At 37.7% G+C, this 24,334-nt stretch carries 30 protein-coding genes, 1 other RNA gene and 1 riboswitch; of the genes, 18 read left to right on the forward strand and 13 right to left on the reverse strand.

All coding sequences use genetic code 11. From position 1 onward, the window contains the following. Window positions 1-49: 49 nt before the first annotated feature. Window positions 50-649 (reverse strand): Holliday junction resolvase RecU, encoded by a 600-nt coding sequence (gene recU, locus ACFX4W_RS23930; RefSeq protein WP_014460963.1) that lies wholly within the window; start codon window positions 647-649, stop codon window positions 50-52. A gap of 73 nt (window positions 650-722) precedes the next feature. Here recU and ACFX4W_RS23935 point away from each other — a divergent pair, with 73 nt between their 5' ends. Then, entirely contained in the window at window positions 723-1,718 is a 996-nt protein-coding gene (locus tag ACFX4W_RS23935) for a DUF2515 family protein (protein WP_043979482.1), read from the forward strand. Window positions 1,719-1,729: 11 nt separating this feature from the next. Here ACFX4W_RS23935 and ACFX4W_RS23940 read toward each other — a convergent pair whose 3' ends face one another. Continuing rightward, entirely contained in the window at window positions 1,730-1,831 is a 102-nt protein-coding gene (locus tag ACFX4W_RS23940) for a hypothetical protein (RefSeq protein WP_016763465.1), read from the reverse strand. A gap of 227 nt (window positions 1,832-2,058) precedes the next feature. Between ACFX4W_RS23940 and ACFX4W_RS23945 the strand changes: the two genes are divergently transcribed. Together ACFX4W_RS23945 and ACFX4W_RS23950 are read left to right on the forward strand one after the other, a co-directional pair. Further along, complete coding sequence (locus ACFX4W_RS23945; protein WP_013056112.1) at window positions 2,059-2,313, forward strand: hypothetical protein; 255 nt, start codon at window positions 2,059-2,061, stop codon at window positions 2,311-2,313. A 45-nt stretch (window positions 2,314-2,358) separates the two neighbouring features. Further along, window positions 2,359-2,709, forward strand: coding sequence for a YppE family protein (locus ACFX4W_RS23950; protein WP_013056113.1), 351 nt, complete (start codon window positions 2,359-2,361; stop codon window positions 2,707-2,709). A 405-nt stretch (window positions 2,710-3,114) separates the two neighbouring features. Here ACFX4W_RS23950 and ACFX4W_RS23955 read toward each other — a convergent pair whose 3' ends face one another. Together ACFX4W_RS23955 and ACFX4W_RS23960 are read right to left on the reverse strand one after the other, a co-directional pair. Then, window positions 3,115-3,285 (reverse strand): hypothetical protein, encoded by a 171-nt coding sequence (locus ACFX4W_RS23955; RefSeq protein ID WP_013056114.1) that lies wholly within the window; start codon window positions 3,283-3,285, stop codon window positions 3,115-3,117. Between the two features lie 126 nt (window positions 3,286-3,411). Further along, entirely contained in the window at window positions 3,412-3,606 is a 195-nt protein-coding gene (locus ACFX4W_RS23960) for a YppF family protein (protein ID WP_013056115.1), read from the reverse strand. 229 nt (window positions 3,607-3,835) lie between these two features. On the opposite strand from ACFX4W_RS23960, the gene ACFX4W_RS23965 reads away from it, so the two are divergent. After that, window positions 3,836-4,249 (forward strand): YppG family protein, encoded by a 414-nt coding sequence (locus ACFX4W_RS23965; RefSeq protein ID WP_013056116.1) that lies wholly within the window; start codon window positions 3,836-3,838, stop codon window positions 4,247-4,249. Between the two features lie 31 nt (window positions 4,250-4,280). Here the strand turns inward: ACFX4W_RS23965 and ACFX4W_RS23970 are convergent, their stop codons facing one another. Further along, a complete protein-coding gene (locus ACFX4W_RS23970) occupies window positions 4,281-4,427 on the reverse strand; it encodes a hypothetical protein (RefSeq protein ID WP_016763466.1) in 147 nt (48 codons plus the stop codon). A 144-nt stretch (window positions 4,428-4,571) separates the two neighbouring features. Further along, window positions 4,572-4,943 (reverse strand): CotG/ExsB N-terminal domain-containing protein, encoded by a 372-nt coding sequence (locus tag ACFX4W_RS23975; protein WP_377560178.1) that lies wholly within the window; start codon window positions 4,941-4,943, stop codon window positions 4,572-4,574. Between the two features lie 171 nt (window positions 4,944-5,114). On the opposite strand from ACFX4W_RS23975, the gene ACFX4W_RS23980 reads away from it, so the two are divergent. The 5 genes from ACFX4W_RS23980 (at window position 5,115) to ACFX4W_RS24000 (ending at window position 10,913) form a co-directional block, all read left to right on the forward strand. Beyond that, on the forward strand, window positions 5,115-6,200 hold the full coding sequence (locus tag ACFX4W_RS23980; protein ID WP_043979479.1) for a CotH kinase family protein: 1,086 nt from the start codon (window positions 5,115-5,117) through the stop codon (window positions 6,198-6,200). Between the two features lie 142 nt (window positions 6,201-6,342). Next, on the forward strand, window positions 6,343-7,515 hold the full coding sequence (locus tag ACFX4W_RS23985) for a hypothetical protein (RefSeq protein WP_043979478.1): 1,173 nt from the start codon (window positions 6,343-6,345) through the stop codon (window positions 7,513-7,515). 69 nt (window positions 7,516-7,584) lie between these two features. Next, a complete protein-coding gene (locus ACFX4W_RS23990; protein ID WP_043979476.1) occupies window positions 7,585-8,247 on the forward strand; it encodes a hypothetical protein in 663 nt (220 codons plus the stop codon). 166 nt (window positions 8,248-8,413) lie between these two features. Further along, window positions 8,414-8,531: riboswitch (SAM riboswitch) on the forward strand. 71 nt (window positions 8,532-8,602) lie between these two features. Continuing rightward, window positions 8,603-9,748 carry a trans-sulfuration enzyme family protein gene (locus ACFX4W_RS23995; RefSeq protein ID WP_034653411.1) on the forward strand — a complete coding sequence of 382 codons (1,146 nt, stop codon included), beginning with the start codon at window positions 8,603-8,605 and terminating at the stop codon, window positions 9,746-9,748. After that, window positions 9,732-10,913 (forward strand): trans-sulfuration enzyme family protein, encoded by a 1,182-nt coding sequence (locus ACFX4W_RS24000; RefSeq protein WP_043979474.1) that lies wholly within the window; start codon window positions 9,732-9,734, stop codon window positions 10,911-10,913. Before ACFX4W_RS23995 ends, ACFX4W_RS24000 begins: the two co-directional genes overlap by 17 nt. Window positions 10,914-11,095: 182 nt before the next feature. On the opposite strand, the gene ACFX4W_RS24005 is transcribed toward ACFX4W_RS24000, so the two are convergent. The 4 genes from ACFX4W_RS24005 to ACFX4W_RS24020 form a co-directional block, all read right to left on the reverse strand. After that, a complete protein-coding gene (locus ACFX4W_RS24005) occupies window positions 11,096-11,362 on the reverse strand; it encodes a hypothetical protein (protein ID WP_013082344.1) in 267 nt (88 codons plus the stop codon). Window positions 11,363-11,424: 62 nt separating this feature from the next. Beyond that, on the reverse strand, window positions 11,425-12,084 hold the full coding sequence (locus ACFX4W_RS24010; RefSeq protein WP_043979472.1) for an SIMPL domain-containing protein: 660 nt from the start codon (window positions 12,082-12,084) through the stop codon (window positions 11,425-11,427). 100 nt (window positions 12,085-12,184) lie between these two features. After that, entirely contained in the window at window positions 12,185-13,618 is a 1,434-nt protein-coding gene (putP, locus tag ACFX4W_RS24015; protein ID WP_372482328.1) for a sodium/proline symporter PutP, read from the reverse strand. 337 nt (window positions 13,619-13,955) lie between these two features. Continuing rightward, a complete protein-coding gene (locus ACFX4W_RS24020) occupies window positions 13,956-14,501 on the reverse strand; it encodes a YhcN/YlaJ family sporulation lipoprotein (RefSeq protein WP_016763474.1) in 546 nt (181 codons plus the stop codon). Window positions 14,502-14,609: 108 nt separating this feature from the next. On the opposite strand from ACFX4W_RS24020, the gene ACFX4W_RS24025 reads away from it, so the two are divergent. The 3 genes from ACFX4W_RS24025 (at window position 14,610) to ACFX4W_RS24035 (ending at window position 15,548) form a co-directional block, all read left to right on the forward strand. After that, the gene (locus tag ACFX4W_RS24025; protein WP_013056129.1) at window positions 14,610-14,777 is read left to right on the forward strand and encodes a hypothetical protein; all 168 of its coding nucleotides are present in this window, start codon (window positions 14,610-14,612) and stop codon (window positions 14,775-14,777) included. A 286-nt stretch (window positions 14,778-15,063) separates the two neighbouring features. Further along, window positions 15,064-15,267 (forward strand): cold-shock protein, encoded by a 204-nt coding sequence (locus tag ACFX4W_RS24030; RefSeq protein ID WP_013056130.1) that lies wholly within the window; start codon window positions 15,064-15,066, stop codon window positions 15,265-15,267. Window positions 15,268-15,371: 104 nt separating this feature from the next. Then, a complete protein-coding gene (locus ACFX4W_RS24035; protein WP_165575379.1) occupies window positions 15,372-15,548 on the forward strand; it encodes a hypothetical protein in 177 nt (58 codons plus the stop codon). Window positions 15,549-15,772: 224 nt separating this feature from the next. On the opposite strand, the gene ACFX4W_RS24040 is transcribed toward ACFX4W_RS24035, so the two are convergent. The 3 genes from ACFX4W_RS24040 to ACFX4W_RS24050 all read right to left on the reverse strand — a co-directional run bounded on the left by ACFX4W_RS24040 (window position 15,773) and on the right by ACFX4W_RS24050 (window position 18,148). Beyond that, window positions 15,773-16,084 carry a DUF6509 family protein gene (locus ACFX4W_RS24040; RefSeq protein WP_043980580.1) on the reverse strand — a complete coding sequence of 104 codons (312 nt, stop codon included), beginning with the start codon at window positions 16,082-16,084 and terminating at the stop codon, window positions 15,773-15,775. Window positions 16,085-16,234: 150 nt separating this feature from the next. Then, complete coding sequence (locus ACFX4W_RS24045; protein ID WP_043979466.1) at window positions 16,235-17,746, reverse strand: sensor domain-containing diguanylate cyclase; 1,512 nt, start codon at window positions 17,744-17,746, stop codon at window positions 16,235-16,237. A gap of 150 nt (window positions 17,747-17,896) precedes the next feature. Then, the gene (locus ACFX4W_RS24050; RefSeq protein WP_043979463.1) at window positions 17,897-18,148 is read right to left on the reverse strand and encodes a hypothetical protein; all 252 of its coding nucleotides are present in this window, start codon (window positions 18,146-18,148) and stop codon (window positions 17,897-17,899) included. A 121-nt stretch (window positions 18,149-18,269) separates the two neighbouring features. Between ACFX4W_RS24050 and ACFX4W_RS24055 the strand changes: the two genes are divergently transcribed. From ACFX4W_RS24055 to rnpB, 6 genes are all read left to right on the forward strand, one after another. Beyond that, window positions 18,270-20,540 (forward strand): DEAD/DEAH box helicase, encoded by a 2,271-nt coding sequence (locus ACFX4W_RS24055; protein ID WP_043979462.1) that lies wholly within the window; start codon window positions 18,270-18,272, stop codon window positions 20,538-20,540. Window positions 20,541-20,544: 4 nt separating this feature from the next. After that, complete coding sequence (locus ACFX4W_RS24060; protein WP_162213877.1) at window positions 20,545-21,795, forward strand: ribonuclease H-like domain-containing protein; 1,251 nt, start codon at window positions 20,545-20,547, stop codon at window positions 21,793-21,795. A gap of 346 nt (window positions 21,796-22,141) precedes the next feature. After that, window positions 22,142-22,639: a spore coat protein gene (locus tag ACFX4W_RS24065; RefSeq protein ID WP_043979458.1), complete on the forward strand. Its 498-nt coding sequence runs from the start codon at window positions 22,142-22,144 to the stop codon at window positions 22,637-22,639. A gap of 63 nt (window positions 22,640-22,702) precedes the next feature. Continuing rightward, window positions 22,703-23,254: an SLOG family protein gene (locus tag ACFX4W_RS24070; protein ID WP_043979456.1), complete on the forward strand. Its 552-nt coding sequence runs from the start codon at window positions 22,703-22,705 to the stop codon at window positions 23,252-23,254. 104 nt (window positions 23,255-23,358) lie between these two features. After that, the gene (gpsB, locus tag ACFX4W_RS24075; RefSeq protein ID WP_013056140.1) at window positions 23,359-23,691 is read left to right on the forward strand and encodes a cell division regulator GpsB; all 333 of its coding nucleotides are present in this window, start codon (window positions 23,359-23,361) and stop codon (window positions 23,689-23,691) included. A 63-nt stretch (window positions 23,692-23,754) separates the two neighbouring features. After that, an RNA gene (rnpB, locus tag ACFX4W_RS24080) (RNase P RNA component class B) lies at window positions 23,755-24,144 on the forward strand. Window positions 24,145-24,334: the final 190 nt, after the last annotated feature.

A 24,334-nucleotide genomic window follows, 5' to 3' on the forward strand; every position in this document is an offset into this window, starting at 1 on the left:
TTCAACGCATTGTAAGAGAATGATTTCCGTAAACATATATATCATACTCTTAAAAGTATAATTTATCTATAGTTTTTATGTAATCGATTCTCGGATGGTAACCAAGTTCGATGAAATGTCCTTTTTTTTCAATATCTGCCTTAGGGATTGATTTTCGTCCATCTTTTTTCATGGCATCCCAATAAGGAAAAAGGAACTGTGCTTCGAACAAGTATATTTCTTGTAAAGTAGAGAACATTAATATAACGAAACAAATCCCGTTTTGTTTCACAATTTGCTTCATATGTTCAATTTGATGTTCATGAAAATTACGCAGCGGAAATGAGGTTTTATTTCTCGTTTCTTTTGCTTCAAAGTCAAGGTGTTTTCCTTTATAGACTCCATTATAGTCTGTAGTAGAAGCCTGTTTAAAATAAGCTTCTTTAATAACAGCGGCACTTCTCTTCGGATAGTCTACTTTTACAATTTGAACAGGGGTTGGTTTTTTGTGAACAATGGCTATTCCTTTTGAAACATAGTATTCGTTTGTTTCGTTTAAATCGTCCTCCAGCGTCATACCACGATTGCTATAGCTAGCTTCTAGCTTTTTAGGGGAAGGACTGCTGGTATTCAATGGCTTATAGGCCTTTCCGTTAGGATAGCGAATCATAACCATCACTCCTTTAGTGTAAATCTATTAAACAAACAAATTCTATTATACCAAATCCTACAAATAAAAATAGATGAAAGAAGATGAAGAGATGTCACTCAATAGTTCGGAACAAGCGCTGTTGACGGCGATTAAAAAAACCACAGACAAGCTGAATATTGATAATATATCAAGAACCCAGGCTTATGCAACTTTTTATCATAGATATCCTGAAGTAAAGTGGGCATTTCTCGCAAGTATGGTGTCACGAAACGCAGGATGGAATATGTGTGATTTGCAAGGGGAAAACATGAAAAAAGCGTTATCAAAGCAAACGCGCGATTTATTATTTTTGACGTATGAAAGAGCAAATTGGCTTATTTTTAAAGATGTCTTCCCGCAATTACTATTGTATGCTGTTTCACGTAAAAAACATGTCACTTACGTTCATTTACTTCCCTATTTAAATGTTTCATCTTTTATCGAAGAGAAGTGGAGACAATTTATGCACAGACCTTGTGAACTGCAGCTTATTCATGCGTTAATTGTGAATGAGCAGCATGTTATTCAACAGCCCGTTATTGAACAGCCTTTTTATCAAGATAGAGTGTTTAAAAGTACGCTGTTTTTTTTTCAAGATATATTCCACTTTAGTTCCGTCCTTTTTCCTACTACAAAAGGGGAATTATACGGTTGTTCTGTTCATGATTTTACAAAAGTAAATAATCGGATTGATTTGGGGAAGAAATTAGCGGCTTTATTATTTCATGAAAAGTATTATCCCTTGTTTTATGAATTTTCTTTGAAAACAAAGCATACGGGTTCGAGATACGATTATGAGCAGTATTTTGTGAATAAAGCCAGCTGCCGTACACCTGCTCTTCGAAAGGTGTATCCGGCTATTAGACATCATGAAAAGAAGAGAGAAGAGTGGTTTTTAACGAAAAAAGAGGAACAAAAGCTCATGAAAAAGCCGTCTTTTCCAAAGAAAGTTCATTTTACAAAGTGGTATCTTCAAAAGCAAAAGCAGCTGTATATATTAATGAAAGTAGCGCAAGTATTTAATGTAAATAAAAACGGTCACAAGTGACCGTTTTGTTCTTAAGTAGAAGGCTGGTTAGGACCGTTTAACTTTTTAGGATCACCGTAGGTTTTTGTTTCAGGCTTATTTTTAGGCTGTGATTTTTGCTGTTTGTTGGCCATATCTAGGCACCTCCTATCATGTTGTAATAAACGTTCAGCAGCGGAATGTATCTGCTTAGCTGAAATGTCTATACTAGTGTTTTCAATATGTTCACTTTCGATTCACCATAAATGAAAATGTCGAAAACATCTTTCTTTGACGAATAGAAACTAGTTTTGTCATGTGTGAAGGGACAATGAAGAAAAGAGAGAATACGTTATGCAAAGGAAAATTTGGAGGGATGGCGATGAAACAAAGTATGGTTAAAACAAGCGAAATGATGACTTTATTAGATAGCTTACTAGAGCAAGTAGATTTAGTGGATAAAACGATGTCTACATCTATAAATGAAGCATTTACACATTGTGAAGAAACATATATGGAACAAGTTCATCGCATTGACCAATCACTGCAAGAAATTGAAGTAGCTGTGTATGAAAGCATGCCTTCCGAAACAGAATGGAATAGAAGCCGAAGAGAAATGGTTCTTCATACAGTATAAAGACTGTTTATGTTACAATAGTCATCGTAGAGGTGACGAATAACGATGAATGAAGATGTGAAAAAAAGTACGGAGATCATGTTTCAATATAATGAAGTAGCTGTAGAACGATTAGCGTCTATTCAACAGGAAGAAAATTATGAAGTGAAATTTTTTGAAGAAGTAAAGCCTTATGGAGATATTTTCTTCAAAGAACTTGATGAATGGGCTAGTCTCGTAACGGAATGGCTGAAGAAAGAGCGACCAAAATATATTCATGTTAATCAAGTAGAGACGTTAAAAGAAAATTTACAAAACGTTGTACTACAGTCGTTTTATCCCGAGACGCGAGAAAAGCGATTTAAAAAGATGTATCACTCAAATAAGTATGTGCTCGAGTCGATATTGAATAATTAATCCCGGCCTTCCGTTGAGACTTATAAGGTGGGGATTTTCTATGTATGAGATTGTGACAAAAGTATTTTACACGAAATGAAAAACGAACTATCGATCAAAATTTTTGATTCGTAGTTCGTTTTTTTTTTGATGAGAAGCATAGGTTTCATTTGTTTTGTTCCTTCTAGCAGTTGATTGGAGAGCAAGGCGAAGGCTCCTACTCCTGCGGGAAAAGCGGAACAGATGAGACCCCGCAGGAGCGCAAGCGACGAGGAGGCTCATCGGCCGCCCGCGGAAAGCGAAGCCTTGCACGGAGATCAACTGCGGTGTCATAAGCGGTTCAGCTCATGTATCCCATTTGTTCGTCTCAAGATTGGATTCATTTTGTTATGTCCCAGCCTCTTTTTATCATATCAATCAAAAAAGTTAATCAAAATCTTTTTGAGATTGGATAGAAACAGCTGGGTGATCTTGTGAAGCGACTGTATCGATATGATAATCAACTTTTTCAGTATGTTTAGAAGCAACGGCGTTATTTGTTTTAGTTACTGCACTTTGGCCTTGCTTTTTATGATCAAAATGTTTTCCACGACTCATGAGATAGACCTCCTTTATTGAATACTACGTTAAAGCTTTTATAGTATAAACAAGTCAAAAAAGAAGTATGTGTCCACTTTATAGGAAACAAAGAAACCACCGATTTCTCGGTGGTAGTAAAAAAAATTAATCATCTTGTGCACTAAAATCGGGCTTAGTAGCTCCAATTTGTTCGAGTTCACGTACAGCGGCTTTGTAATTCATAGGAGTTAAAAAACCTTTTAAATACTGCTGCTGAGCAAAATCGAGTAATTCATTACTTGACTGCGGCTCATACTGTTTCACCGCAATAAAAGCTTCTTGAAGTTCGTTCACATACATGTAAATTCCCTCCTAATCCCCATTTGTGCCACTACGTATCGTAGTATCACTTGTTCTTATCGTACCATATATTTAAATAATCTCGTTTTTTTGAAAAATTTAAACTTTCGACAGAAACCTACATATTTTTGAATGTGTTTTCCAAAAGTACAAGTAGACGAACGTCACCTCTTATTTCTGCATACATACTATATATTATGTAATATTAAAAAGGAGGTATTGATTTTGCATGTATACAAGTAAGCATTATCCGTATTATGAGCAACATCAACCAGAACGTTTTGATTTAAGTCAGGTACATCCATTTCCGCAGTATCATCAGCAGCCATGGACGGAAGCTTATATGCCGCAACATCCGTACGCTCAGCAACAAATGCCTTTTGGTCCTCAGCAAATTCCCTACATGAACGGAATGTACCAGCAGCCCATGTACAATAATGCAGGTGCGCCTTTTAATCCATACCCTAAAGCTCAGCAACAAAAGCCTCAGCCTTCTCAATTTCAGTCATTAATGTCTCAGTTTAAATCGAGTGATGGCAATTACGATATGAACAAGATGATGAATACTGCGGGGCAGATGATGGGAGCCATGAACCAATTAACATCCCTAGTTAAAGGGTTTTCCGGGATTTTCAAAGTATAGGGACTAGAAGGTGTTTTCTAGTCCCTGCTTATTATTTTTTCTTTTGATTTTTCAAATAGGTTTCTCCAAGAAGTGTAAATACTTCATTGTAAGTTAATCCAGACTGAGCATTTAAACGTTTGACTTCTTCGACATCTGTTGTTGATGAAGTTGAAATTTGATGCTTGCTTTTTTTCATAAAACCTCTCCTTCTCTATGTAAAATGAATAACATCCCATCTTAGTATATTTCCAAATGTGCCCTACTATAAGTGGAAAAAAACGCCGAAGACACTCATGGTTCTTCGGCTTTTTTTTGCAATAAAGATGAGTGTTTAGAGAAATTAAGAGCGGCGTGAACGGCGAGCACGACGTGAACGACGAGAAGAACGACGAGAAGAACGACGTGAACGACGAGTAGAACGACGAGAGCGGCGAGTAGAACGGCGTGAACGACGAGAAGAACGACGAGAGCGGCGAGAAGAACGACGTGAACGACGTGAACGACGAGAGCGGCGAGTAGAACGGCGAGTAGAACGGCGAGTAGAACGGCGAGTAGAACGACGAGTAGAACGACGAGAGCGGCCAGTGCTACGAGAAGAGCGACGCGGCTTTGTTAGTGGACCGGCAGTTGGCTCTTGAAACATAAAAGATTTCAGTTCTGTACATTCCAGGGCTTCAGCAGCCTCTTTAATTTTTTCAGGTGTAATATGCAATACAAAAACCTCCTTGTCAATTGGACTAGGTCTTGCATTAATAGAATACGCACTGATGCTTGTCCTTGATATGAGTCAAAAGTGGAGTTTGCGCAAATAGTTGATGAGGTGGGGTATCATGGAGAATTTACCCTTCATATACTTTAATAATTGAAGAAAGGTGGTCGAATAATGAAGCAAAAAGAAATCCCTCAATACGCTCTGTTTGTGAATGTAAAAGATTTAAAGGAAATGCAAAGAGATATTTGGTCAGAAGAAGCGGTTCAGGCAACGATGAAGTTTAACAAAAAACGCTACGATATTGATTTGCTGCTAAGAGGCTCCCACATTCGGAAGATGAAAAAAAAGTCATATTATATTGAATTTTATTCTCCAAAAATATTTCAGCGAGCCAAAGAAATACACCTAAACGCTGAATACAAAGATCCATCGCTTATGCGCAACAAATTGTCCCTCGATTTTTTCTCTTCTTTAGACGTTTTATCTCCTCATTCTCAGTTTGTCACTCTTAAGATTAATGGGAAAAATGAAGGAATATATCTTCAACTCGAATCGGTAGATGAACTATTTTTGAAAAAAAGAAATTTAGCGGATGGATCCATATTTTATGCAGTGGACGGAGATGCTAATTTTTCTTTGATGAGCGATTTGGATAAAAGGCCGAAAACAACTTTGTTATCTGGATATGAAGATAAAGCAGTGAAAGAAGGGGATGAGGAAAAATTAGAAAAGTTTATATTTAATCTTAATACGTGGACAAATACGGAATTCGAACAGAATATTGAGAAGTACCTGAACGTCGACCGCTACTTATCTTGGTTAGTCGGTATTATTTGTATGCAGAATTACGACGGTTTTGTCCATAACTATGCCCTCTATCTAAATCATGAAAGCGGGCGCTTTGAACTGATTCCATGGGATTATGATGCAACTTGGGGAAGAGATGTAAATGGAAAAGTAATGGAAGGAGACTATGTCCGCGCACAAGGATTTAATACGCTTACAGCTCGCTTACTGGCCGTGAACAGCATTAAAAAGCGATATATTCAAAAAATGAACAATGTTCTAAATAATCAATTTACAATAGAATACATGAAACCAATCATTTATCAACTGCATGAGTATATTGCTCCTTATGTATTAAAAGATCCTTACGTAAAAGATAACTTGGAACAATTTCACAAAGAACCGGAATTTATGCTGTCTTTTATAAAAGAACGAACAGCATATATTGAAAATAACCTTTTGACTCTTTAAAAAGAGGTAGATTTATAGGCAATTTATAGGCAACAGTGGATTTTGTTAATAATAGGCAAATGCAGGAAATCAATAGCTGTACATGATACGTATATATACAGTATGAATGACCAATAAGGATAACTAATAAGGAGGAAAAACAATGAGTAACTATTACTATGGCCAAGAACAAGGGCAAAATCAAAATCCACGCCAAAAATCAAGCCAAAAACGCAGCCGAAATATACAAATGCCTGATAAAGGCTATTCTTCTCACTTCAAACCCCTAAAAGGAAGAGTGGTGACCGTTTATCGTGGAGGACCTGAATCTAAAACAGGTTATTTGGTTGACGTGCAATCAGATTATTTAATCTTAGCAGTGGAAAGCAACAATAACAATAATAACAATAATGGTGAAAATAACAACCAAAACAACCAAAATAATAATCAACAAGAATATACACTTGTATATTATCACTTAGCGCATGTAAAAAGTATCACTGAAGATACTATGTCAAATTCGGCACAAACGTTTACTGGAATTAGCGCAGAATTAGAATTATATCGAGGAAAAACTTTTGCTACAACTTTATCATTGATGAAAACTAAATATGTGCAGGTTAACCAAGGTGGACCTGAGAAAAAAGCAGGTCAGCTTCTTGATGTCTTAGGTTCATTTGAATCTGCTTATATAGTATTACTCACAGAGGACGACGGTGTCGTCTATATTAATACTGAACACGTTAAGAGTGTGAGTGAATATCAAAACAACAACGGAGATCAAACTAGTCAATCTGCAAATGAACTCTTAGTGAGCCAAGAACCAGAATATATGAAATCCAAAAGCTTTAACGATCTTTTTGCCCACCTTTCTCATAAATGGGTATCAATCAATAATGGAGGACCTGAAGCTGTAGAGGGCGTGTTAGTACAAAGCCGAAATGGTACATTTACACTTGTGCAGAATAATCAAGTATTACGCTTACAGCCAAGACACGTTAAAACCATTTGTGTGGGAGCAAAAGGGGCTTTTAAGCAAAACGATAACAATCAAAATAATGAAGAAACAGAAGAAAATGGAGAGGCTGAAGCTGCGAAGTCTACAGAAGAACGTACAGGAAGCCGTACGGGAGAACGTACAGGACGCCGCACGGGTGGACGCACAGACGATCGCTCGGGAGGACGCCGCACGGGTGGACGCACAGACGATCGCTCGGGAGGACGCCGTACGGGTGGACGCACAGACGATCGCTCTCGAGGACGCCGTACGGGTTCACGCTCTTCAGCACCGGCCGAGAAAGTTATTAAAACGAAAAATTATCGTTGGAAAGCATGATGAAATGGAACATAAAAGGTGCTTATAAAGCACCTTTTCTAACATATAGGAAAAAGGAGGAGAATGAGTATGAGTATGAATCATTATATCAATAAAATTGTGGAGTTGGATATTTCAGGTAAAACGAGATTTGTTGGCAGACTTATTGATCTTGGATTAGATATTATGGTTTTGTATAATGGACATGATTATTTGTATATTCCTCTTTTACACATGCATCGTTTGCGGGAAGTATCCGAAGAAGACTATACGGTTTTACGTGAAATAGAAGAGAATTTGATAGAAGAAAGTCAGCGGATTTCTTATCGTAATATTTTACAGCAGGCAAAAGGGAAATTTATTGAAATTTATGTAACGGGAGGGAAATCATTGCATGGCTATATCACAAGCGTGCTGAATGATTATCTTGTGTTTTATTCTCCAGTGTATAAAAATGTCTTTGTTTCTCTGCATCATTTGAAATGGCTTACCCCTTACAGTAATGAGTTAACCCCTTATTCTTTAAGTGACAAAGAGCTCCCCGTAAGGCCCGCCTCTGCACCTTTTGTCAGAAACTTTGAAGAGCAGCTTAAAAAATATGAAAATCAGCTGGTCGTATTAGATTTAGGGGATCAATCAGAAAAGATTGGCGTACTTAAAGAAGTTTCTAATAATATTGTTGAACTAATTACGGCAAATGGAGAAAGTATGTATTGGAAGTTAGCTCACGTAAAATCTGTACACTTGCCTTAAAAAAAGAGACCTCGCTTTCGTCTCTTTTTTTATGTGTTTATCAGGACAAGTATATTGAATAAACAAATGAGACGATTTAAATTTTTTAGAAAATTATGTTGACAATATAGAAAATCTTTATTAAAGTTATTAACAACAAACGTTAACCACCAACAATTATATAGAACTCTTATCCAGAGTGGCGGAGGGACTGGCCCTGCGATGCCCGGCAACCATCAAATGAAACATTCATTTGAACGGTGCTAATTCCTGTGGAACATCAGTATTGTTCTAACAGATGAGAGAAATCGTGTATAAACGAACACTCTTCCATCTGTGAAGAGTGTTTTTTATTTTGAGTTAAGGAGAGAAATAGATGAAAATTGAAACTTTATTAGTTCGTTCAGGAGTAGGTCGTGACCCTTCAACAGGTTCTATTACAACCCCCATTTACCAAGCATCAACATTTGCTCATCCTGCTTTAGGGCAAAGTACAGGATTTGACTATGCACGTACGGCAAATCCTACTCGTACAGCATTGGAAGAAGCAATTGCTGCTTTGGAAAAAGGAGAAGTAGGAGTAGCATTCGCTTCAGGAATGGCGGGTGTAATGGCAGTTTTAGCACTATTTAAAAACGGAGATCATTTAATTGTATCAGAGGATTTATACGGAGGAACGTACCGAGTACTAAATGAAATTTTTTCAGAGCAAGGAATTACTGTTTCGTACGTCAACACAGCCCATCTCGAACAAGTAAAAGATGCGCTTCGTCCCAATACGAAAGCTTTATTTATTGAAACACCTACGAATCCAATGATGCACGTGACTGATTTGCCAGAAGCAATTGCGTTAGCTAAACAGCATGATTTGCTTACCATCGTTGACAATACCTTCATGTCCCCTTATTATCAGCGTCCTTTAGAGCTTGGAGCAGATATTGTGATACATAGTGCAAGCAAATACATTGGGGGTCATAATGATGTAGTTGCTGGTCTTGTAGTCGCTCGATGTAGTAGCTTAGGAGAGAAAATTCGTTTTTATCAAAATGCAGCTGGGGCAATCTTAGGTCCACAGGATAGCTGGCTGTTATTACGCGGTGTTAAAACGCTAGCGCTTCGTATGGAAAAGCATAATGAAAATGCACTGAAAATTGCAAATTGGCTTACTGCTCATGATCTCGTGGAAAAAGTGTATTACCCTGGTCTTGAAACACATCCAGGCTATGAAATCATGAAGAAACAAGCAACTGGATTTGGAGGCATGATTTCTTTTGCTGTCTCACACCCTGACATCGTGTCAGTACTTTTAGAAAATGTCAAAGTTATTACATTTGCAGAAAGCTTAGGAGGCGTGGAAAGTTTAATGACATTCCCAGCTCGTCAAACACATGCTGATATTCCGGAAGAAATTCGAAATCGTGTCGGAGTAACAAACTGTTTACTGCGGTTATCAGTTGGAATTGAGCACGCAGATGATTTAATTAAAGATTTGAAGGAGGCATTTGATGCATACCAACAATAATAAACATAGATTTGGTACGAACTTAATTCATGCAAATACAGGAATTGACGGTCATTTTGGAGCGGTTAACGTACCTATTTATCAGGTATCTACATTTAACCAAGAAGATGAGACGAACAACGGCCGCTATGACTATTCTCGTTCAGGAAATCCAACTCGTGAGGCTTTAGAAAACACCATTGCTCAGCTAGAAAATGGATACGCTGGTTTTGCTTTTTCATCAGGTATGGCTGCTATCTCATCGGTGTTATCTATTTTTGAATCAGGGGATGAAATTTTAGTTTCACATGATACGTACGGCGGGACATATCGTGTATTAACACGATTATTTTCAAAGTTTGGTATCAAAACAACTTTTGTTGATACAACGAAGGTTGAGAAAGTAGAAGAAGCTATCACAAAAGATACGAAGGCTATTTATATCGAAAGCCCTTCAAATCCATTTTTACAGGTAACGGATATTAAAGCAGTAGCAAGTTTGGCGAAGGAGCGCAACCTCCTTACAATTGTGGATAACACGTTTTTAACACCTTATCTACAGCAGCCGATTGACCTTGGTGTAAATATTGTGATTCATAGTGCTACAAAATATCTCAGCGGTCACAGTGACGTCATTGGCGGTCTAGTTGTGGTAAGCGATGAAAAGCTAGCAGAAGAAGTAAAGTTTGTACAAAATGCTTTTGGTGCTATCTTAGGACCGCAGGATTGTTTTTTACTGCTTCGAGGAATTAAGACATTAAAAGTTCGTTTAGATCAGCAGTTAAAAACAGCGCTGCAGTTTGCAAAGTGGCTTGAAGAACAATCTCTAGTGAGCCGTGTATACTACCCGGGCTTAAAAAGTCACCCGGACCACAAACTGATTTCAGAACAAGCAAATGGATACGGAGCTATGATTTCTTTCCAAGTACAGGATGAAAAAGTAGCGCGACATATTTTACAAGGAGTCAAATTGGCTTCAATTGGCGTTAGTCTAGGTGCAGTTGAATCCATTCTAACGCATCCTGCAACAATGTCTCATGCGAGTATCCCAAAAGAAGTGCGTGAAGAAAAAGGAATTACTGATTCACTTCTTCGCCTTTCAGTAGGGTTAGAGGAATTTGAGGATTTGAAGCAAGACTTTAACGCTGTTTTTCAAAGCTTAGAAGAAAAGGCGTTAATTAAATAAAGAAAAGAGACTGGGGCAGAAGTATTCTAGTTAAAGTTAAACAAGAACTATTAATCAAAATTACTGATTAATAGTTCTTGTTTTTTGTTGTCACGGTGAACGTAGGTTTCATCTATTTCGTTGCTTCTAGCGGTTCAGCTCCTTTATCCCATTTGTTCGTCTTTACACTGGATTGATATCCGTTATATACAGCTATCTAAAAGGTTTGTGTATAGGGACGTAAGCGCAACTTTTTCATCAGAGGAAAGACTGCTGTTTAGAATTCTTTTTATGCCAAGGTGATATTTTACATACGGTGTTTGTCGGACGCGTGGATGAGTCATTTCATCTTTTAAATCCTTCATAATGGCTTCGTGAAGCTGATCTTCACTTGTCATGGCTTGTTTAGAAGCGAACGAACGGTTCAACCATAGGGTTTGATAAGCTGCTAGTAAATGTTCAGAAGTCATTGTGCAAAGAGCTCCTTTAGATTAGTTTCTTCATTATAATAATCTATAGTTTACCATAAGTATTAATACGTGTACGTAACTTTTACAGAAGCAGATACAGTCAAGGACTGAGCTTGAATAGGGGGAGAGGCTGCTAATAACTTAGGCGAGGAGCCAGATGACTGATAGACGGGGCCTTCTTCGATTAAAATGGGGATTTGGTTAATAGGGAGCTGCAGCGTGTTGGCAATGGTAAAGGCCTTTTCTTTAGCGTTAAGCAAAGCTTTACTTATCGCTTCTTGTTCATATTTATCATCATTTGTAACGTGGAATTGAAGAGCTTGCGCTACGTTGGCTCCGCTTGAAAAAGTAGCGTTATAGACATCGCCAGCTTGTTTTACATCTTGTACTCTTACTCTAAATAAGTGCTGTACTTCGTATCCAGTAAGAGTCGATTTTCCATCACTGTAATCATATTTAGGATTTATGGTGAACGAAGCTGTTTCAATTTGCTGGTCATTGATTCCAAGTTTTTTTATTTCTTGCAGCAAAGTATTTGAAACAGCTGAATTTTCTTTTAAGGCTTCTTGAACGTCTCGGTTTTCCGTACGGGTTCCAATCGTCATGGAAATTTCATTTGGAACTGCTGAAACACTTCCTTCACCAATTACTTTAATTTCTCTATTTTGTGTATCTACGCGCAGTTGCTGTGTAGGTTCGTAAGGGAAATAAGAATGTTGCATGTAAAAACCCTCCTTAATCTGTCTTTAGTACATATATATGACAACATGGCTTGCATTAAAAGCAAAAAGTACACAAGTTACGACTTGTGTACTTTTTTTACTATTTTGTATGCTGTTCTAATACGCTTTCCATGTTTCTAAATTGATCTTCTACAGCTTTTGAAGGCTTTTTTGTTAACAGACTTACTACAATAACAGCCAGCAAGCTTAAGAAAAATCCAGGAATCATTTCGTAAAGGGCATCCTTCAATGGAGTATTTACCCAAATTAATACTGTAGCAGCACCTACAATCATCCCTGCAAGTGCTCCCCATCGAGTCATACGTTTCCAGTAAAGACTTAGTAAAATAGCAGGACCAAAAGCTGAACCAAATCCAGCCCAAGCATATCCAACCAGTCCTAAAATCGTATCACTAGGTTTTAAAGAAAGCAAAATGCCAATAATTGCAACACCTAAAACCGCAGCTCTTCCAACCGTTACAAGCTCTTTGTCAGAGGCCTTGCGTCGGAAAAATGTTTTATAAAAGTCTTCTGTAACAGAGCTTGCCGTTACAAGCAGCTGAGAAGAAATGGTACTCATAATTGCCGCTAGTAAAGCTGCATATAAGAATCCAGTAATTAACGGATTGAAGAGTATATCCGCAAATTTAATAAAAATAGTTTCAGGATCTGCTAATTTCATACCTGTTTTTTCTACATATGCAATCCCAACAAGTCCTGTCAGCATAGCACCAATAATAGAAATAATCATCCAGCTCATTCCAATACGACGTGCGGGTTTTAACTCCTTAACAGAAGAGATAGCCATAAAGCGAACGATAATATGAGGCTGTCCGAAATAGCCAAGTCCCCAGGCTAAGAAAGATATAATACCTAAAACGGTCGTACCTTTAAAAATGTCAAGGTATGCTGGATTAATGTCCTGTACAATATCTATTGTTGTGTTAACGCCTCCAACATTGGTGAAAGCTACAATAGGTACTAAAACTAAGGCAAGAAACATAATAACACCTTGAACAAAATCTGTTAAACTAACGGCTAAAAATCCACCGAAAAGGGTGTAGGCAATAACAACAGATGCTGTTACAAATAAGCCAATTTGATAATTCACACCAAATGCCGATTCGAATAATCGTCCGCCTGATACCATACCAGCTGAAGTGTAAAGAGTGAAGAAAATAAAGATAACAATCGCTGATACGGTTCGAAGAATCTTGGCATGGTCGCCAAAGCGATTTTCAAAAAAGTCTGGAATTGTAATGGAGTCATTCGCTACTTCCGTATAAGTGCGAAGACGCGGAGCGAGGATTAAATAATTTAAATAAGCACCAATAGATAAACCTACTGCAAGCCATAAACTTGAAAGACCTGTCACATACATGGATCCTGGAAGCCCCATTAACATCCATCCACTCATATCTGAAGCGCCAGCTGAAAGCGCAGTAACGGCCGGACCTAGTCCACGTCCGCCTAGCATGTAACCCGATACGTCCTGAGTTGTTTTTGTGTAGGCATACCATCCTATTCCAAGCATTCCTACAAAATAAATGCCCAGTGAAATATAAACACCAATATCCACCAAATCTCCCCTTTATGCATTTTTTATGCATGAAACGAGCGGTGCTCGCCATGCAAACATCTTATGGTTTCTAAAACTAACAAACTTTCCCCTTACTATCAACCCACAAAACCGTAAATTACCTAAGTCTAAAATCCCCTAAACCTTTATATTATAGAAATGAAATCGTTTTCAAAATAAAGTAAAATAAAAATATTCAGAAATTTATAAGCGCATTTTTTATGCAATATTTTATGCAAAAAATAAAATAAAAAGAGCATTTCGTAAAATGCTCTTTTGACATTCATGTATATTAGCGTGAGTTCGGGAATACGCGGCGAACAACTTCTGAAAACTCATCAAACAGTCCAGAGACTGGTTTGCCGGTTTGAAGCTTGTCTACATATCCGTTCATACGGTTTACAAAGTCAGGGTTTGTTGATACAAACACTCGATGAACACTGCCGTCAGCTTTTCTCACTTCATGTGCGATCTTATGCTCCATATCTTTTGTGAGATTACCTTCTTTGTTATCGTCTAATACAGCTGCTACGTAAGCTGTATGATCGGTTACGATTACGTTAGCATCTTTAACGTTTTTTAATGCTACGATACGATCAGCCGCCACATCGGCTACTCTCATTCCGCCCGACTGGTTATATTGTTCTTTTTCGTTACGCTGTACATCTTGCGTATCGTTCACGTCATTCATTTTCGTTTTATTGTTTCCATTTTCATATGTGACGTTGCGGACTGTATCATCATCAATGACGCCATCTTTACCTTGATCTGCTGTGCTGCAGCCGAATAAAGAAAGGGTCGTCATGCAGCCTACAACAAACAAAAACGATTTCTTCATAGTATCACTCCTTATAAGTTTTAACCTTTCTTATAATTTGTTAAAAACGTGTGAAGCATACATGAAAAATATAAAAAAGCCTATACTATCGAAAAAGGAGGAATATGTATGAGTGGAATTCAACAAAGCATATTTGTGCTTCATACAAAAGAAGAAAACCATGAAGAAACAACAACGTTTGCACTAACTTCAGAAGAAGCTAAGTTATTATTTGAGACCCTGCAAAATAAACGAAAAGAAATTATCGACGCCCATATTGATAACATGTTGACGTAAGGAAGATCAATATTTTGCAAAACGGCTGAGCCATATACTAAGAATGGCCAAATATTTGCATTTTAAATATAGGTATAGTATAATGTAAACGCAACCAAATTTAATAAATGTAATGAATACTACGTTTGACCATACACTCGAATTAGATTTAGTGAAAATTCACTTGTTATAAAGGAGATCTACTTCGCGTAGGTCTCTTTTATAATATGTGAATTTTTTATTTGCGGTATAAATGTAAATATAGAGTAACATATTAAAATTTTTACATTTTTTGGAGGTTTTTTACATGGCTACTACAGGTACAGTAAAATGGTTTAACAGTGAAAAGGGCTTCGGTTTTATCGAAGTACCAGGCGAAAATGACGTATTCGTTCATTTTTCAGCTATCCAATCTGAAGGCTTCAAAACATTAGAAGAAGGCCAAAAAGTTGAATTTGAAATCGTTGAAGGTCAACGTGGACCTCAAGCGGAGAATGTTGTAAAATTATAATTCAACGCTACATATGAAAGCTGCCGACAGGCAGCTTTTTTTATACAAATTTGTTTTATTTGTATGATTAAGAAAATAGATTAAAGTAGGGAAGAAGGGAAGGCATGAGTTCATTTCATTGCTGTGCCACATGTCAACATTTTCAAAGTATTAAATTGGATAAGGGAATGAAATATCGATGCAAAAGACTGGGCTATGAAACCCGTCCTTCTTATCAGTTTACATGCTGGGAGCCAAAAGAAGTAGTTAAAAAGCTAATGGAAAAACGAAATCAAAAATGAGGATTGGACATAACGCAATCAATTTAATCTACAGACGAACAAATGAGATAAATGAGCTAGTAGGGATCGTTTTTTACACAACAGCTAGAAGCAGTTACATACATAAAACCTATGTTCACTCTACCAATGAAAAAATCCGAACGAGTTTGATTCTCCACCAAGAATCTCGATTCATCGTTCGGATTTTCCTTCAACTAAAATACGTTTGTCCCAGTCTCTTTTAATTATTCCTCGTTATTTGTACCTTCCTCTGAAGGTAAGTGCTTCCCGCAAAACTCTTTTACAGCTTCTTCTTCCTCTTCTTCAAGGTCGAAGTCTAATACTTTATTTGTTGAAACTTCGTAAAAATGAGTTTGGGCAATAGAAGTGTTATCTTTGCCTTTAATATATACTAAGCGTAGTGCTAGGTCGTTGCCCGTATATAATTCATCATCTTCTTCTACCTCAATGTATAAATGAAATTCATAGCGTTCACCTAGAAGGAGACCAAATGGATCCTGCAATTGTTCAGCTGTATATTCTTTAATTGTAAACATATGTACGTCCTTTCCATATATCAGTAAAATGCTTGCATCATCTATTATAGTTTTTCTTTGCAAAGAAAGAAAGTGCATGCTTAATCCATGCACGGATTTATTCCTTGATCATTCTATTTAGCGAATCGATGGCGCAAGAACTTCGATGATTTACTTAAAGGCGGAAGAAACGCGCGTATGTTTTTGCTTATACATGGCAGCATCTGCTTTTTGAATTAATGTATCTAGGTTGGTGTTGTCTGAAGGCGCACATATAATAAATCCGTAACTCGCAGACAGTGCATATGGCTTATTAAATTCTTTCTTTTTATCTTCTAGCTGTTCATTAATATTTTGCCACAGCTCTTGTACGTATTCTTCCGTTTGTTCAGGAGCAATTAATAAAAACTCATCGCCTCCGTAGCGAAAGAGCGTATCATCTTTGCTAATATAACCACTAATTGATTCTGCTATTGTTTTAATAAGCCAGTCGCCTTCTCTATGACCGTATTGATCATTTACTAGTTTTAAAGAATTAATATCGATAAAACATAATAGAAAAGATGTATGATTGGTTTTAGCTCTCAGCAGTTCCAGCTGCAGTTTTTCCATTCCGCTTCTTCGATTTAAAATTCCGGTTAGCATATCAGTTGAAGCGTGCAAGCTCAATTCATGCTCAACCGCTTTTAAATCGGTTATATCGGTAATACCTGCGAGTATGCAGCTTTCGCTTTGATACTCTAGTAATTCATAATTGATCATAACCCACTTAGAATCTCCATGTTCACGTGCTTCTAGGATGTGGTTTTTTACATATTTCTTTTGTTGAAGACGTTTTAAAATCTCCTCTCGATCTTCATCAGTAGGATAGATTATAAATCCGTCTATTTGATCAAGATCTTGAGAAGCAAGATTGTAAAAATGAATAGCTTTATTGTTAATGAGCAGCACTTTGTGGTCGGATAATCTCGTTAATAGTAAAGGATAGGGATTAATTTTGAACAGCGTAAAAAAATTACGTTCGCTTTCTTTTAGCTGTAAATGATTCATATATTCTTTGTGACGGTATGTATAAAGAATGTACGAAATAAGTAAAGCGATAGCAACTGCTGCAGTTGTATTGATCTGCTTTGAAATAAGAGAAAAAGAATCTGGTACATATCGTGATAAGCCGTATAGTAAAAAAAGATGGTTAGGAATAAAAATGATGCACAGATGTTTTAATTTCATAGGACATAAAACAGCTGTGGAAATCAAGAGCATCATATACACGTCTACGCGACCTGTGAAAAGCTGACTGTTAATAGTAGAAAGTGCTGCAGCAAATACGTAATAAAATATATAGCCATATACAATGGTGCTTAAGTAGTTAGCAAACCGTTCTTTTCTCTTACTAACATAATAGAAAAATAAATAAAGAGAGGAGAGAGCAAAACTAGTGAAATGAATACCAATTAGTGTATGTCTAAACTGAGGTGTCCCCGCATGTTGAAGTAAAGAAAACCCTATATAAATATAAATAGGATAGGAAACTACAAGAGCAAGTGAAACTAGCTTGACTCTCTGTTGAAGCATCTCTACATTCGTTTTATCGAACATTTTATCTTCATTAACTTCTCTTGCTGAAGGAAAATGACATTTCTTCAGAAAGGAGAAAGGTAAAAGCGAAAGAAGAAATGACATGACCATCATCTCCATATCTTTTTTTAGGTATTTTAGCATGTTTGTATAAGAAAAGACATGAATTTTTTAGATGAGAATGTCTGCTTTTTGATCAAGAAAAAGCATAAAGATTTACATGATTAAAGGTGAGGCCAAAGAGCCTCACCTTTTTTATTGAAGTTTATTGGTTTCAGCATGCCGTACAAACATGGTCTCATCTTCTACTAAGCCGCAAGCTCCGCACTGAATACGTTTTTGCGGTCCGTTATAAGCAGCGTGAAAGGCATCGAGCGTATCGTTTGTGTATTCTTCTACGACGTCTCCGCTTCTTGGGTCCATTTTTACAGGTTTTGCATTTTGTTCAATAATATTAAAGCGCGTTCGATTTGTTTTGCAGCTAGGGCAAAGATAAGGGCTTCCCATTTTTAACATCTCCTTGAAAAATTTACTGTATTAATACCATGTCCGAATCCCCCAAAAACATACAAAAACTTATGGTTTTCTATCGAACGTTCATTCGTTAAAATAGAAGCAGGTGATGAAAATGAGAATACGAAAAAACTTACAAGAAGTAATGGATATCTTGCAAACGAATCCGTCATATCAAAAAAATATTGTTCATTGGCATACAATCGAAGAGAAAGAAGCTAAAACTGCGCCATTTCCGGCTTCTTTGCATACGAAACTGCGGCAAGCACTTGAGAACCGAGGAGTTGGTTCGCTTTATACGCATCAAAAAACAGCGTTTGATTTGGCGACAGCTAAGAAGAATGTTGTGGCTGTGACGCCGACAGCATCGGGGAAAACATTGTGCTACAACTTGCCAGTACTCCAAAGTATTATGGAGAATGATCAGGCTAGAGCTCTTTATTTGTTTCCAACAAAAGCCCTTGCCCAAGATCAAAAAAGTGAATTAAATGAAATCATTGAAGAAATGGAAGTACCAATCAATAGCTACACGTATGATGGAGATACTCCGGCAAATATCCGTCAAAAGGTAAGAAAAGCAGGTCATATTGTTATTACGAATCCAGATATGCTTCATTCAGCTATTTTACCTCATCATACTAAATGGGTATCACTGTTTGAAAACCTGAAGTACATTGTGATTGATGAACTTCATACGTACCGCGGTGTTTTTGGAAGCCACGTAGCCAACGTTATACGCCGGTTAAAGCGAATTTGCCGCTACTATGGAAGCAATCCTATCTTTATTTGTACATCAGCCACCATCGCTAACCCAAAAGAACTCGCTGAACATTTAACGGGAGCTCATGTTATGTTAGTAGATAACAACGGAGCGCCTAGCGGCCGCAAGCATTTTATTTTTTATAACCCGCCTATTGTTAATAAACCGTTAAACATTAGAAGAAGTGCTACGCTTGAAGTGCGAAATATTGCAGGAGAGTTTTTGAAAAATAAAATTCAAACGATTGTATTTGCACGAAGCCGAGTACGAGTAGAAATTATTTTAACGTATCTGCAGGAGCTCGTAAAAAACCAGCTTCAAAATAAGTCTATTCAAGGTTACCGCGGAGGATATTTGCCGAAGCAGCGACGGGAAATAGAAAGAGGACTTCGAGAGGGGAGTATTTACGGGGTAGTCAGTACGAATGCTTTAGAGCTAGGAGTGGATATCGGGCAGCTGCAGGTGTGCGTGATGACAGGTTATCCAGGCACGGTTGCAAGTGCTTGGCAGCAAGCAGGACGAGCAGGGAGACGTCACGGAGAAGCCGTCATTGTGATGGTCGCAAGTTCAAGTCCGCTTGATCAGTATATGATTCAGCATCCGGACTACTTTTTTAGCAGAAACCCAGAAACAGCTCGAATTAATCCTGATAATCTTGTTATTTTAGTCGATCATTTAAAATGTGCGTCCTATGAGCTGCCGTTTAAGCAGGGAGAAACATTTGATGGGGTAGAAATTGAAGATGTGCTGGAGTTTTTGCAAGAAGAGCGAGTGATTCATTTTAGCGGAGACAAATGGTACTGGATGAATGATTCGTTCCCAGCTCATAATATCAGTCTGCGTTCTGCATCCCAAGAAAATGTTGTCATCATTGATCAATCGGACGTTGCAAATGTGAAAGTAATTGGAGAAATGGATCGCTTTAGTGCCATGACGCTTCTTCATGATGAGGCGATTTACTTGCATCAAGGCATTCAGTATCAGGTAGAATACTTGGACTGGGATGAGAAAAAAGCGTATGTTCGTGAAGTCGATGTAGACTATTTCACCGATGCAAACTTAGCGGTTAACTTAAAGGTGCTAGAAGCTGATAAAGAACGGATGGAGAGAACATATTCAATTGGTTATGGCGATGTAATGGTCAGCGCTATGGCTACGATATTTAAAAAAATAAAGTTTGAGACGCATGAAAACATAGGGTCAGGTCCCATTTCACTTCCAGAAGAAGAGCTTCATACAAATGCCGTGTGGCTAAGCTTTGAAAAAGAACAGTTTTACGAATCTGAAGAACGATTGGAACAAGCGCTCATTTCCGTGGCAAATGCCCTTCAGTCAATTGCACCGCTTATGGTGATGTGCGATCCGTCTGATTTACATGTAGTGCCTCAGGTAAAAGCGGTGCACAACGAACAGCCGACTATCTTCTTATATGATCGATACCCGGGAGGCATTGGGCTAAGTGACAAAGTGTACGAACAAATGAATGATGTGCTAAGTCAAACCAATCAATTAATTGTAAATTGTTCTTGCGAAAGCGGCTGTCCGTCTTGTATCGGTATGGAAGCACAGGGAGAACGCGCAAAAAGCGATGCGCTCGTGCTGCTACAACAACTGCAAAGTAGGTGAACTCTTGTCTTTTAAAAATAAATTAAACCGTATGAAAAAGCATCTTCATGTTACAGAAGCAAAGCCGCCGGTTGAAAGTAACCCGCAGCGACCTAAGAGCGCATCTATTCCCTATGAGCAGGAATGGAAGGGGAATTATGCTGTGCCTTACTTTGCGGAAGACAGCTACTGTATGATTAGAGAAGTGGTTTACCCGCTCGACTACAAACATGGACATTATGAATTTAATGAGCTGAAAAAAGTAGTGGAAGTATGGAATCGGTCTACAGTTGCTCATCCGCTTTCATCGAAAGGCCACACATATTCAGATTTATTTTTCTTTGATACGGAAACGACGGGGCTTAGTACAGGTACGGGAACGACTATCTTTTTGCTAGGATATGCAAGGGTGCTAAAAGATTCCGTCGTTTTTCGTCAGCATATATTAACGGAGCCAAGTGGAGAAGTAGCATTTTACGAAAGTTTTTTAAAAGAAGTAGACTATACGACGCTTGTGACTTATAATGGGAAATCTTTCGATTGGCCTCACGTGAAGACTCGCCATACGCTATTGAGAGATCATTTGCCCAAGCTGCCTAAGTTCGGTCACTTTGATTTGCTGCATGCGTCAAGAAGGCTGTGGAAACACAAAATGAGTTCGGTGAAGCTTGCGAATGTCGAAAAAGAAATACTTGGAATTGAACGAGTTGATGATATTCCAGGTTTTTTAGCTCCCATGATTTATTTTGATTTTATTGAAACGAAGAATCCAAGAGGCTTATTCGATATTATGAAACATAATGAACATGATATTTTATCGCTTATTACCTTATACATTCATTTATCAAAGCATCTCCTTACTAGTGAGGAGTTTACAGAAAAAGAAACGTACGAAGTAGCAAGGTGGTACGAGCAGTTAGGGGAGAACAAGCACGCTTTCTCTCTTTATCAGGGCGTAGCAGAAAAAGAAAAAGAAGAGCATGAAAAAGCTCAGCTAGCGATGGCTTATCATTATAAAAAAGAGAAGAGTTGGAAAGAGGCAGTGGACATGTTTGAACCCTTGGTTCAAACATGTGAAGGTGACGTCGCTATAGAAGCATTGGTTGAGCTAGCTAAAATTTATGAGCATCGTCTCAAAGATGTTCATCAAGCACTTCTATATACTGAGCTAGCCTTGGAGAAGTGGAATCAACTCAGAGGAATGACTAAAAAAACGTCGAAGGAAGCGCTTGAAAAAAGACTTCTTAGACTAAAAAATAAATCAGCTAAAGCATAGACTTCAGCTGATTTATTTTAAAAAATTCAGAATTATTATTCTTTTGTTTTTGTAGATGTTTTATATTGTTCTATTTTTCAGTCATTGATAAAATTAGTCAATGTAAGACTTATTCTTACAGCTTAAAAATAGAACTTTGGTGAGATGGAGAGAGGCCCCATGAAAAATGTGATTTTAGTATCATTTTTCGCATTAATTTGTTTAACAGTAATTGTCTTAAGCAGTTTAAAAAATTCGTATAACTCCTTTATGTAGGTCAAAAATAGGTGTTTGTCTTAGTACATGTACATTGCCCTTCACATATTGTAATAGTGTAATAACTAAACAGTGAAAGGGGAAAAAGGATATGTATCCAAGACCAACAAAATGTATGCCACCAATTGTGCATCCAACAAAATGCTGCACGCAGTTTACTTCTCAGGAGGTAGTAGTACCTCACATTCATCCAAGTCATAATACATTGGTGAATCATACAAATGTGAAGCACGTACATTACTTCCCGCAAACGCAATCTGTTGTAAATGAAACTTCAAACCAACAGTTTTTTGGCGGCGCGCAGCAATATCCAACTCAAGTAGGAGGAGCAGGCTATCCAGGTCAAATGGGAGGCTATCCAAGTCAAGTAGCAGGTGCTGGTTATCCAGGTCAAATGGGAGGCTATCCAGGCCAAGTAGCAGGTGCTGGTTATCCAGGTCAAATGGGAGGCTATCCAGGTCAAGTGGCAGGAGCAGGCTACCCAGGTCAAGTAGCAGGTGCTAGTTATCCGGGACACAAAGGCTGTGGCCAAGGAAGCTGTCATACAAAAGGCGCGCATCAAGGACCAAATTCAGGGTATTTTAGATAATGTACGCTAATAGGAGCTGATTACATCAGTTCCTATTCTATTTTGTTACAAAGGAGTTATATAATGAAGGTGCTAACAGTTACCGGTTATAAGCCATTCGAACTTGGCATTTTTAATGAAAAACATCAAGGTATTACATATATAAAAAAAGCGCTCTATAAAAAATTACAGGAATTAGTAGAAGATGGATTAGAATGGGTATTGATTAGCGGCCAGCTAGGAGTAGAAATTTGGGCAGCAGAAGTGGTATTTGATCTTCAGCTCGATTATCCCGAGCTTCAGTTAGCTGTTTTAACACCGTTTTTGGAGCAAGAAGAAAAATGGAATGACGTCAATAAAGAATTGTATGAATTCGTCTTAAGTCAAGCAGATTATGTAGATAGCATCACAAAAAAGAAATATGAAAGTCCAGCACAGTTTCGGTTGAAAAATCAATTTTTAGTAGAAAAAAGTGAAGGTATTTGTTTAGTTTACGACGAAGAGCACGAAGGAAGTCCTCAGTATATGTTAGAAACGGCTAAAAAACGTGCTGAACGAGAAGAATACCCTATTATAATGGTGACGTCTCACGACTTACAGGATATCGTGGATGAAGAAAAATTTTCGTCTTTTTAACGCCACTTGGCGAAACATTTTAAAAGATAAATTGACATTTGAAGCTATTTTTGAAAAAATGAATTATAATAAAGATAAGGTTTATCGTATTCGAGGTGATAGAGATGTTAGCTGATAAAATCCGTTTAACGGCCAAAGAAATTTTAGAAAAAGAATTTAAAACAGGCATGAGAGGCTATAATCAAGAAGAAGTAGATAAGTATCTAGATTCTGTTATTAAAGATTATGAAGCATTTCATGAAGAAATTGAAGCATTACAAACCGAAAATTTACGCTTAAAAAAGCAAGTAGAAGAGTTATCTAAAAAGCCGCAACAACCTTCGTTTACCCCGCCGCCGGCTCAACAGCAGCAGCAAGCGGGTACGACAAACTTTGATATTTTAAAACGTTTGTCGAACTTAGAAAAACATGTGTTTGGAAGTAAATTATACGAATAACCTAAAAATAGGAGTTGCATTCAACTCCTATTTTTATTATACTAAGGAAAGTCGTTATCAATAACGTTCGGGTAATTGCTGCATCACATATGAGGATGTAGAGGAAAGTCCATGCTCGCACAGACTGCGATGTCTGTAGTGTTCGTGCCTAGCGAAGTCATAAGCTAGGGTAGCTGTTAAAAGCTAACGGCGGGGAAAAAGCCTAAGTCTTTTTTAAGATATGGCTTGACTACTCTGAAAGTGCCACAGTGACGAAGTCTTATCAGAAATGGTAAGAGTGGAACGAGGTAAACCCCTCGAGCGAGAAACCCAAATAATGGTAGGGGAACTTTCTGGAAGGAACTGAACGGAAGGAAGGACAAAATGGTTACATTTTGTAGATAGATAATTGCCACCGGAGTACGAGGTAGCTAGCCGCTTGCAGTACAATGGTACAAAACATGGCTTACAGAACGTTATTGAAAAGCAATCGACACTTGTTGTTATACACTATATTTTAATCCAACCCAGCTCTTCGTATAATGGAAGAGCTTTTTTTATGTCAAAATGACAGCTTATCATAAGCTGTCATTTTTTTGTACAGTCAGACTGAGCTTGTTGTCAGCCTCAGGTCTTAGGAGAAAATAAAGCTTTAGCTCGTTTT

The organism is Priestia sp. YIM B13489, from assembly GCF_042787645.1.
Lineage (GTDB): Bacteria > Bacillota > Bacilli > Bacillales > Bacillaceae_H > Priestia > Priestia megaterium.